The organism is Synechococcus sp. B60.1 (genome assembly GCF_047462555.1).
Taxonomy (GTDB): Bacteria; Cyanobacteriota; Cyanobacteriia; order Thermostichales; family Thermostichaceae; genus Thermostichus.
Genome location: NZ_JANSJN010000002.1, coordinates 21,820 through 31,951 on the forward strand (window position 1 = coordinate 21,820; position 10,132 = coordinate 31,951).

Consider the following 10,132-nt stretch of genomic DNA (forward strand, 5'->3'; position numbering starts at 1 on the left):
GCACCGTAGCGGAGACTTCCGCCGGTTGCCGCAGCTTCATTGGGCCTGATCCCTCAGTCTGCTCTGGATAAAGAACGGAACTTGTCCTTATCGTACCCCTAACCTCTCCGCATTTGTCAAAAAAATGCACTCCGGGCAGGTCTCAGCCAAATAGCTCCTGCCACCAGTCGGTGGCCTGGGCAGCCCTGAGAAAAAAGACGCCCGCCAAGCCCAGAGGGAAGAGAACTCCCAGAAAGCCAACCGCCCCCAGTGCCCAAGCCAAGCGATGCAGATGCCTTTTGCTGGCAGCGCCCGCGGTTGTTTCCGCCAAGACGGCCAACATCGATCCCAGGGCCGCCAACAGGGATCCCCCCAGCCCGGCCAGATAGGCGGGCCCCAGCCACGGCTGTAACTGGGCGGCAGAGGCAATTTGCAAACGGGGCAGGACTTGAAAACACCCTACCGCCAGCACGGCCCAGATGAAGGAGTACATCAGCAGGCTATCTCGAAAAGCGGTAGCCGGTTCTTTCATGATCCCAGCCCAATCCAGCCAGAGGTAGGATAAAAGCAGTTTGCTGGGGAAGAGCTTGCTCGGCCCACCCGAATTTCCTCTGATTATGGCCCAACCCGCCATGTCTGACCTCTCTGCACCGGCTTGGGGATCCCACTCGACACCAGAGCCTGAGGCTGTTGGCGTTGGCAATTGCGGGACGGAGTCTCCAGCGGGCACAGAGACTGACCTCAACCAGTGGCACCGCCGCAGAATGCAGCGCCGCCAGCGAATCCAGCGGCAGCGCCTATCGGGCATGCGCGACGACAAGGGCTTGATCATCGTGCATACAGGGCAGGGCAAAGGCAAGAGCACGGCTGCTTTCGGCATGATCTTCCGTGCCCTCGGCCAAGGCTTGTCGGTGGGGGTAGTGCAATTCATCAAGGGGGCCTGGGATCCGGGGGAAGCCAAATTGTTGCGCCAGTTGGCCGCCCATCCGGAGCTGGGCCTGGGGAAAATCGCCTTTTACGCCATGGGGGAAGGTTTTACCTGGGAAACCCAGGATCGCGAGCGGGATATCGCCCATGCGCAGGCGGCCTGGGCAAAGGGGCAGGAGCTGCTCAGCAGCGGCGAGTACCACCTGGTACTTTTGGATGAGATCAACGTCGCCCTCAAGCTGGGGTACCTCTCCCTGGAGCAGGTATTGGCCGGCCTGGCCGAAAAACCGGAGCGGGTGCATGTGATCCTGACCGGGCGGGGCGCGCCGGCTGCCCTGATCGACCGGGCCGACTTGGTAACCGAGATGACCTTGGTCAAGCATCCTTTCCGTGACCAGGGGATCAAAGCGCAAATCGGCATTGAGTTCTAGTCCTTGGGTAGGGCAAGATGGCCATTCTGGTGGCGGCAGCCACAAGCGGCAGCGGCAAGACCACTGTCACGCTGGCTCTGTTGGCCGCTCTCAGGCGGCGGGGCCTGCGCATTCAGCCCTTCAAGGTGGGGCCGGATTACATTGATCCCCTGTTCCACACAGCGGTGAGCGGGATCCCCTGTCGCAACTTGGATCCCTTTTTAACCGATGAGAACTTTGTGCAGCGCTGCTTTCGCCACCACTGCCAAGGCAAAGATGGAGCAATTGTAGAGGGAGTGATGGGCCTCTTCGATGGACGAGCGCCCGCATCCCTGCCCGGCGAGACAGAACCCTTTTTTGCCAGCAGCGCCCACGTGGCCCGCCTGCTGGGGATCCCTGTGGTGTTGGTTATCGACGGCAGCGGCCTGGGAATGACGGTGGCCGCTCTGCTCTACGGCTTGAGCCACTTTGATCCCCGCCTCACCATTGCCGGGGTGATTTTCAACTGCGTGGCCTCGGAGCGGCACGGCCAGATTTTACAGCAAGCGGCGGCAGCGGTAGGGATCCCGGTCTTGGGCCAGTTTCCCCGCCGTGAGGATCTGCGCCTGCCCAGCCGCCACCTGGGGTTGGTGCCCGTCTCAGAACTGGATCACTTCCCCCGCTGGCAGGAGACCTGGGCCGATCTGGCCGAGCAACACCTGAATTGGGATGAGCTACTGCCCTTGATTCGCTCCTTGCCGCCGGCGGTGGGGGAGCTGTGGCCAGAGATTTCCCCACAACCGCGTCGGGTTCGGGTAGGGGTGGCCCAAGACGCCGCCTTTAACTTCTACTACGCCGACAACCTAGATCTCTTGCGGGCCTGTGGCGCCGAGCTGCTGGAGTACTCTCCCCTGCAGGTGGGGCTGTGGCCCCCGGATCCCTGCGATGGACTGCTGCTGGGGGGCGGGTTCCCAGAACTGTTTGCCGCGACCCTCTCCGAAAAAATAAGCCACCGCCCACCGCCGCCCGCCCATCCACCCCTCTATGCCGAATGCGGCGGGCTGATGGTGCTGGGACGATCCCTCACCGATTTCAAGGGAAAGACCTACCCCATGGCCGGGCTGCTGCCTATCCAGGTGGACATGGGCGACCGGCTGTGTCTGGGCTACCGCGAGGCCACTGTCCTGCGCCCAACCCTGCTGGCCAAGGCCGGGGATCGCCTACGAGGGCACGAATTTCACCGCTCCCGCAGCACCCCTCTCTCCCCCAACCCAATCTACATCTGGGGATCCCCGCCTCACCAGGAAGGATGGACCAGCCAGCGCCTGCACGCTTCCTACCTACATCTCCACTGGGGATCTCGTCCCGATCTGGCAGTGCGGCTACTCCAGAATTTCTTAAGGATTGCTCAAGGCGCTCCTGATCCCGCCTAAAATGAAGCAGCGATGTAGCCCAAGTCTCCTGTTGTCGCGTCCGCCTCAGCCGCTTTTTGGGCCTCGCCTCAACAGGGTGCTGGTCATTGTCCAAAAAAAACCTGCCAGCCTGCTCTGGGAGCGGAGATCGGCAAGTTGGATGCAAATTCAAAGCAGGGGAGTGATAAAGATCGCCATTCAGGGGCCAAAATCCGCTCCGATAGCAGGTTTCACCGATCCCCAGTTGCTCTTTGAGACTCTTTAAGCAATCAGTCTCCCTCCTTCCAAATCCGCAGGCCACAACATCGAGTGTTTCCCTCTAGTTATCCGTGATATTCCTGAGTCTTTTCTCAGCATCATTCCTCGGGAACTTACCCTAGTTCCATCCGTCTGTAAGGCCTAGCCCCGCCACAATTGCCCCGGCCAGGCAAAATCTTCACTGATAAAGCCCTTCAGGATCAGGGCCCAAGCCCCACTGCAGGAAAACTGACCGGTTCTTGGCAGAGAGCCGAGACCAGCAGGCAAGAGTTTTGAATTAGGGTAAACTTTAATGTCTCTTCCGAGAAGAGTGTTAAATGCTACATCCTACTGCCTTAGACTTTACATAGCGTGCTATTTGGTCTTCAGTAGCCTTGGTTGATCTCTGGAGAGAGGCTAAATGGATCCCTTTCTTGAGGATTTGTCGATTGTTATGCTAGATCTGACTCTAAGTGACTAGGCATAAATTACTAGAATGCGCCCCCAATGGGCCAACTCACTATAGGAGGAGTGTGATGTTCGCACGGTTGGCGGAGCAATACCGCAGCTACGTTCAAGACCTGGTGATGAGTTTGCAGGCTCTGGCCATCGTTTTGGAGAAGCGGGGCTACCCGGCTTCTTGCTACACCTGCGGCACCTCATTTGAGAGCGCCTCCTTCATGGTCAGCTTACGGGAGGGGCACTTGATTCGCTTTTTGGTTTCCGAATGCTCTATCAGTTGGACGGAGATGCGGGATGACCGGGAGCTCATGAAGCTAGAAGGGGCAGAAGCCATTCGCCAACTCCAGGATCTGGCAGAGCTGATCAAAGACGATCTGGCTGCTGCTGCGCCGGCAGAAGCTCTGGCCACCAGCAGTTGATTCCCATGCAACTGGGCAACAAAGACAGCCTACGATCCCCTGAACTTCACTTCGGCTAGGCCAAGCTCTGGGCGCCTCCCCAGACTCTTGCCAGCGCCCAAGAGACCCTCTACTTCCAGTACTCACTACAGTCCTTTATACCCCCAAGGGGATTCGAACCCCTGTCGCATCCGTGAAAGGGATGTGTCCTAGGCCTCTAGACGATGGGGGCATCCCAGAAACGACGCGATCTTGATTGTAAAGAGGGAGGTTTAATTTTGTCAACTTAAATCTTTCTCATGTCCTCTCCTAGTCGGCGTCTCCCGAGTCCCGTTCTGCCAAGTTCAGGATCAAAATCCCCAGCAGAGCCAGGCCCAGCAAGCTGGCAATCACGAGGGGTTCACCTGGGATCACATCCATGCTATGCCTCAATCTGTCAACGCTACAGGCTGCCGGCTCCGAGCAACACAGTACGGCCCGGGGGCGGCAAACCGTCCTAGGCGGAGCAGACGTCCGGTGGCTTACACTACACTAAAAAGTAATAACCCATCGCTTGGACTGGCATGATTCCCACCGTTATCGAGCAATCTGCACGCGGCGAGCGCGCCTTTGATATCTACTCGCGTCTATTGCGGGATCGGATCATCTTCCTGGGCACCCAGGTGGATGACGACATTGCCAACCTGATCGTGGCCCAGATGCTCTACTTGGAATCCGAAGACCCCGAGAAAGATATTTACCTCTACATCAACTCTCCTGGCGGCTCCGTCTACGCCGGTATGGCCATCTACGACACTATGCAGCACATTCAGCCGGATGTCTCCACCATCTGCATTGGGTTGGCCGCCAGCATGGGAGCCTTTTTGCTGGCAGGGGGCGCCAAAGGCAAACGCATTGCCCTTCCCCACGCCCGCATCATGATTCACCAGCCCCTCGGTGGAGCTCAGGGGCCAGCCACCGACATTGAGATTCAGGCCAAAGAGATCCTCTTCATCAAAAACAGTCTCAACAGCCTGCTCGCCTACCACACCGGTCAGCCCCTGGAGCGCATCGAACGCGATACCGACCGCGACAACTTTATGACTCCAGAGCAGGCCAAAGAATACGGCCTCATCGACCAGGTGATTACCAGGAGACCCCAACCATCCTTGGCCGCCGTTTCTTAACCCCTCTGGCCGCTGCAGACAAACCCACCTAGCTCCCTTCTCAAGGGAGCTTTTGCCTTTTTCAGGGATCCCACCCTAAGGATATTAAGAAAGCCAAAGAAATCTATATTTTCGGCCCCAAGCCAGAAGCCTCACTTTAACCAAACTAATCGAACTCATAAAGAAAGTAATGATCAGCCCATCATTGCGGATGATAACTTAGGATTAAACCAGTGTGGATCTACATCTGCCGAGATTCTAGCTTAGACACTGTCTAGAGGTCTTCCCACTGGGTTTACAAAATCCAGTGCGTCGAAGCTAGCAATTGGAGGCGCTTGAGAAGGAGGGTTCAGGACTTTCATCTGTGTAGATGAAGTGTGTCTTGAAGCCCAAGTATGACCTCACAGGTGTGGGGCAGGCTCATTCCCAAAAACCCGGTGGTCTGGGGTTTTGACCCTGGGTTTTTGCATCTTGGCTACATTTGTGAATGGCATTTTTGTCATGCGTTAAAGGGAGATCAACGTGGCCTACTCAGCAACCCAAACCAAAAAGGGCTATCAAGCCGGCGTCAAGGATTATCGACTCACGTATTACACGCCCGATTACACGCCCAAGGATACTGATATCCTGGCCTGTTTCCGGGTTACTCCTCAGCCGGGCGTTCCCCCCGAAGAGGCCGGGGCGGCGGTGGCGGCTGAGTCCTCGACCGGCACCTGGACAACGGTATGGACAGATTTGCTCACCGACTTGGATCGGTATAAGGGCCGCTGCTACGACATCGAGCCGGTTCCGGGCGAAGAGAATCAATACTTCTGCTTCGTCGCCTATCCGCTGGATCTGTTCGAGGAAGGCTCGGTCACCAACATGCTCACCTCGATCGTGGGCAACGTCTTCGGCTTCAAGGCCTTGAAAGCGTTGCGGCTAGAGGATGTGCGGATCCCGGTGGCGTACCTGAAGACCTTCCAGGGCCCTCCCCACGGCATTCAGGTGGAGCGGGACAAATTGAATAAGTACGGCCGCCCGCTGCTGGGCTGCACCATCAAGCCCAAGCTGGGCCTTTCCGCCAAAAACTACGGACGGGCTGTGTACGAGGCGCTGCGGGGTGGTCTGGACTTCACCAAAGACGACGAAAACATCAACTCCCAGCCCTTCCAGCGCTGGCGGGATCGCTACCTCTTTGTAATGGAGGCTGTCCATAAGGCGCAGGCAGAGACTGGCGAGATCAAGGGGCACTACCTGAACGTGACGGCGCCCACTTGTGAGGAGATGTTCAAACGGGCGGAGTTTGCCAAGGAGATTGGCGCCCCCATCATCATGCACGACTACCTGACTGCCGGATTTACCGCCAACACCAGCTTGGCTAAGTGGTGCCGCGACAACGGCATCCTGCTGCACATTCACCGCGCCATGCACGCTGTGATTGACCGGCAGAAAAACCATGGCATCCACTTCCGGGTGCTGGCCAAGTGCTTGCGCATGTCCGGTGGCGACCACCTGCATGCTGGTACGGTGGTGGGCAAATTGGAGGGCGACCGCGCCATCACCATGGGCTTTGTGGATCTCATGCGGGAAAACTACGTGGAGGCCGACCGCTCTCGTGGCATTTTCTTCACCCAAGATTGGGCCTCTATGCCCGGGGTGATGCCGGTGGCCTCAGGTGGCATTCACGTCTGGCACATGCCAGCGCTGGTGGAGATCTTCGGCGACGACGCGGTGCTACAGTTTGGGGGCGGAACCCTGGGACACCCCTGGGGGAACGCTCCAGGCGCGACGGCCAACCGGGTGGCCTTGGAAGCCTGCATCCAGGCCCGCAATGAAGGTCGGGATCTGGCCCGCGAGGGCAACGACATCATCCGCGAAGCAGCCAAGTGGTCGCCAGAGCTGGCGGCTGCCTGCGAGCTGTGGAAGGAGATCAAGTTCGAATTCAAGCCCGTCGATACGCTTTAAAGAAAGATCTGCCGGGGGCAAGGGATCCCCACCGTTCTCTTGCCCCGCTGCTTCGGCTTGCCCCTGGACTGGTCATGGATCTGAAACAGATCGCCAAAGATACGGCCAAAACCTTGATCAGCTACCTGACCTATCAGGCGATGCGCACGGTGCTGGCCCAACTGAGCGAGACGGATCCTCCTAGGGCTCTTTGGCTGCAGCAGTTCTCGGCCCGGCAAAACCTTCAGGAGGGGGAAACCTACCTGCGGGCTTTGCTGGCAGAGCGGCCTGACCTGGCCTATCGCATCATGACCGTTCGCGAGCACATTGCGGCGGAGGTGGTGGACTACCTGCCGGAAATGGCCAAGACCGGCATTCAACAGGCCAACATGGAACACCGCCGTAGCCACCTGGAACGGCTGACCTCCGCGCCGGGATCCTTGCCGGTCACGCACCCGGAAGCAGGATCCCCTCTACAGAACCCTACACCTGAAACGGAGTAACTTTAGTCATGCAAACCTTACCGAAAGAGCGCCACTACGAAACCCTTTCTTACCTGCCGCCGCTAACGGATCTGCAAATTATCAAGCAGGTGCAGTACATCTTGGATCAGGGCTACATCCCTGCCATTGAATTCAACGAATCCTCTGAACCGACGGTTCGCTACTGGACTCTGTGGAAGCTGCCCCTCTTCAGCGCCACTTCTCCCCAGGAGGTGCTGACCGAGGTACAGGCCTGCCGCAGCGCCTACCCCAATTGCTTCATCCGTGTGGTGGGTTTCGACAACATCAAGCAGTGCCAGGTACTCAGCTTCTTGGTTTACAAGCCCAGCGGCCTACGCTAAGAGAGGTTCGGGGCAATTGGTCTAATTCCCAGTCAATCAGCGCGGAGGGAGAGCTTCTCCCTCTTTTTTATTTCTTGCTTCGCATAGCCATTCTCACTCTCAAAAAACAGTCATTTCAAACAGCAACGAAACGGTTCCTTGCCTCGTTATTGCTACACAACGCTGTCGCGAAGGTGCCGCTCCAACTCCCCTCTCCCTGAGGGAGAGGGGCCGGGGGTGAGGGCCTCTGGGAGAGAGGTTGGGGGTGGTCGCGTGAGCGGCGCGGAGCGCTTGGGCCTCTGGGAGAGGGGTTGGGGGTGAGGGGCCCCTTTTTAGGATCCGATCCCCAAAAGCGCTCCCAATCCCACGGCCAGGAGAGCTGCTAGGGTCGTTTGAATGCCGTTCACCACTTCGTTGCTCATCCAAGCCAGGCGAGGTTGCAACACCACCCCCATCCAGCTTTCTGCCAAGGTGGCCAGAATCCCACCCAGACAGCAAATGCCCAGCCAAAACGGGTCTCCTCTTACCCACTCCCCACCGATCCCCCAGGCCAACGTGGCCATCCCTACCGCTGCCGCCATCCCTGCCAGGGATCCCTCCAGGCTCACAGCTCCCTCTGTGCCCGCCGGCACCGGCTGAAAGGTGGTGATCAAAAAGGTCTGGCGTCCGTAGGCTTTTCCCACTTCGCTGCTGACGGTATCGGCCAACTTGGCGGCGAAGCTGGCGCTATACCCCAACCACCAGAGGGGATGGGCAAAAAGTGCATATCCCACCGCACAGGCAGCCCCCGTCAGGGCAGATCCCCAGACATTTTCCGGCCCTCGCGCCCCCTCCCGCTTCTCGGCGATCCCCTGCGCCTGCTTGCGCCGGATCCCCAGCCGGGTGACGGCGGTGCCGACTAAAAAATAGGCGGCTACTACTAGGTAACCCCGCCACCCCAGGCCCCCCCACACCAGCAGGCCAAGCAAGCCTGCATGGAGAACCCCAGCCCGCGTCAACGCCCTTTGCGGGCTCAGCAGAGCCAGCGCCACCAAGGCCAGGTTGAGCCAAAGCGCCACTCCCCACTGACTTAGAAGCCACACCTGACCCATCGGTGCCCTCCATCAGCAGAAAGGGCGGCTAGGAACTAGCCACGGCAACGGAGAGGGAGGGATTCGAACCCTCGACGGAGCTTTTGGGCCCCGTAACTTCTTAGCAGGAAGCCGCTTTCGACCACTCAGCCACCTCTCCAGAGCGGCAGAGACCCCAGCAAGCTGGGATCCAGCTGCTAGTTTACCCATTGTAGAAGATGGGATCCCACCCAGCAACTGTTCTCGAGCGGGATCCCTTCCGGAACTCAGCTCACCACCTGCACATAGATATCGAAGCTGCCGCTGTTGTCGCCGTAGCTGCCCTTGGCATCGTTGACGTTGAAGGCGATATCCAAATTGGGATCCAGATCCACCTCTTGGGGCTGCTCCGGCGAGGATTCCCAAACCTGATGGGCCACCAGTTGGGCGTTGGGCTGAAACAGCACGAGGCCGTAGCGGCAAAGACCCGGGTAGCGCCACTCTGGCGGGGTCGGGATCCCTTTGCCCAGAGGCGAGCGGATGCTGGTGGAGAAGGAAAAGCCGTAGCGCCAAGCCACATTTTTCACAAAAAAGCGCAGGCGGCTGGCCCGCAGCGGGCGTCCTTGCCAGTGCAAGATATTGCCCGGCTCGTGGTTGACCCGCAGGCCGTAAAAGGCGATCCAGCCCTGCAACTCCCCCTCTTGGGGCTGCGCGCCCTCAATCACCACGGCTTGGCTCCAGTCCAAGTCGCTGCCATCACAAGTAATCTGGGGCGGAACTTGGGCCGAATCTTGCCTTAAGTTCATTTGCGGCAGTTCTAAGGTATTGGGTGCAGCAGATTGAACAGACATGCCGTCTCCTTTTCTCTTGCAATCTTTTTGGATGTGATGTCTCAAGACAAACTAAGAACCAAGCCGATCCCAGATTCCCCTTCTGGAGGTCTACTGAGAGACCATCCTCCGGCAAATCTAGGTCACTTGAGAAGCTTTATCAAACAAAAACTCAAGGAGCAGAGAGCTCTTTTCTAAGCCATTCCGTTAACTCCTCTTCCCTACATGGAAGCGACAACATGAAAAACGGGGCACGAAGTCAACCTAGGCCCCATCAATTGTCAGATCAACTTTACTTGATGGGTAAGAGCTTTTCTAGAAGAAAAAAAGTTACTTGCAATATCTTTTTAGATATCCTCAGCGTTCTGTTAACTCCTTGTAACTTCAGTTATGAGCAAAAGCTGAATCCAAATCCCGATTGGTGTAAGTTTTCCCAGTTTGTGTTCCAGAACACAGCAGAGTAGCTTGGTAGCCCCGTACTTGAATGCGGGGCGGAAAAGCCTTAGAGCAGCTTTAGCTGCTGTTCAATGCTATAACTGCTGCTAAGTAAGCACC

General features: G+C 57.9%; 10 protein-coding genes and 2 tRNA genes. 7 read left to right on the plus strand and 5 right to left on the minus strand.

All coding sequences use genetic code 11. From position 1 onward, the window contains the following. Positions 1–142: 142 nt before the first annotated feature. Positions 143–511, minus strand: a complete 369-nt coding sequence (locus tag NW863_RS00435; RefSeq protein WP_414363808.1) for a hypothetical protein — start codon at positions 509–511, stop codon at positions 143–145. Positions 512–611: 100 nt separating this feature from the next. Here NW863_RS00435 and cobO point away from each other — a divergent pair, with 100 nt between their 5' ends. The 3 genes from cobO to NW863_RS00450 all read left to right on the plus strand — a co-directional run bounded on the left by cobO (position 612) and on the right by NW863_RS00450 (position 3,825). Continuing rightward, on the plus strand, positions 612–1,337 hold the full coding sequence (gene cobO / locus NW863_RS00440; protein WP_414363809.1) for a cob(I)yrinic acid a,c-diamide adenosyltransferase: 726 nt from the start codon (positions 612–614) through the stop codon (positions 1,335–1,337). A gap of 17 nt (positions 1,338–1,354) precedes the next feature. Further along, positions 1,355–2,728, plus strand: coding sequence for a cobyrinate a,c-diamide synthase (locus tag NW863_RS00445; RefSeq protein ID WP_414363810.1), 1,374 nt, complete (start codon positions 1,355–1,357; stop codon positions 2,726–2,728). Positions 2,729–3,480: 752 nt separating this feature from the next. Further along, on the plus strand, positions 3,481–3,825 hold the full coding sequence (locus NW863_RS00450; protein WP_414363811.1) for a DUF1815 family protein: 345 nt from the start codon (positions 3,481–3,483) through the stop codon (positions 3,823–3,825). 138 nt (positions 3,826–3,963) lie between these two features. Here NW863_RS00450 and NW863_RS00455 read toward each other — a convergent pair. Beyond that, positions 3,964–4,036: transfer RNA gene (locus NW863_RS00455), tRNA-Glu, on the minus strand. 331 nt (positions 4,037–4,367) lie between these two features. On the opposite strand from NW863_RS00455, the gene clpP reads away from it, so the two are divergent. The 4 genes from clpP to NW863_RS00475 all read left to right on the plus strand — a co-directional run bounded on the left by clpP (position 4,368) and on the right by NW863_RS00475 (position 7,719). Next, positions 4,368–4,970 carry an ATP-dependent Clp endopeptidase proteolytic subunit ClpP gene (gene clpP / locus NW863_RS00460; protein WP_011430060.1) on the plus strand — a complete coding sequence of 201 codons (603 nt, stop codon included), beginning with the start codon at positions 4,368–4,370 and terminating at the stop codon, positions 4,968–4,970. A gap of 501 nt (positions 4,971–5,471) precedes the next feature. Beyond that, positions 5,472–6,896: a form I ribulose bisphosphate carboxylase large subunit gene (locus NW863_RS00465; protein WP_414363812.1), complete on the plus strand. Its 1,425-nt coding sequence runs from the start codon at positions 5,472–5,474 to the stop codon at positions 6,894–6,896. 74 nt (positions 6,897–6,970) lie between these two features. Continuing rightward, positions 6,971–7,378: a RuBisCO chaperone RbcX gene (gene rcbX, locus NW863_RS00470; RefSeq protein WP_414363813.1), complete on the plus strand. Its 408-nt coding sequence runs from the start codon at positions 6,971–6,973 to the stop codon at positions 7,376–7,378. 8 nt (positions 7,379–7,386) lie between these two features. Further along, a complete protein-coding gene (locus NW863_RS00475; RefSeq protein WP_414363814.1) occupies positions 7,387–7,719 on the plus strand; it encodes a ribulose bisphosphate carboxylase small subunit in 333 nt (110 codons plus the stop codon). Between the two features lie 311 nt (positions 7,720–8,030). On the opposite strand, the gene NW863_RS00480 is transcribed toward NW863_RS00475, so the two are convergent. The 3 genes from NW863_RS00480 to NW863_RS00490 all read right to left on the minus strand — a co-directional run bounded on the left by NW863_RS00480 (position 8,031) and on the right by NW863_RS00490 (position 9,598). Continuing rightward, the gene (locus NW863_RS00480; RefSeq protein WP_414363815.1) at positions 8,031–8,789 is read right to left on the minus strand and encodes a TIGR00297 family protein; all 759 of its coding nucleotides are present in this window, start codon (positions 8,787–8,789) and stop codon (positions 8,031–8,033) included. A 48-nt stretch (positions 8,790–8,837) separates the two neighbouring features. After that, a tRNA-Ser gene (locus tag NW863_RS00485) sits at positions 8,838–8,928 on the minus strand. A gap of 106 nt (positions 8,929–9,034) precedes the next feature. Continuing rightward, positions 9,035–9,598, minus strand: a complete 564-nt coding sequence (locus NW863_RS00490; protein WP_414363816.1) for a hypothetical protein — start codon at positions 9,596–9,598, stop codon at positions 9,035–9,037. Positions 9,599–10,132: the final 534 nt, after the last annotated feature.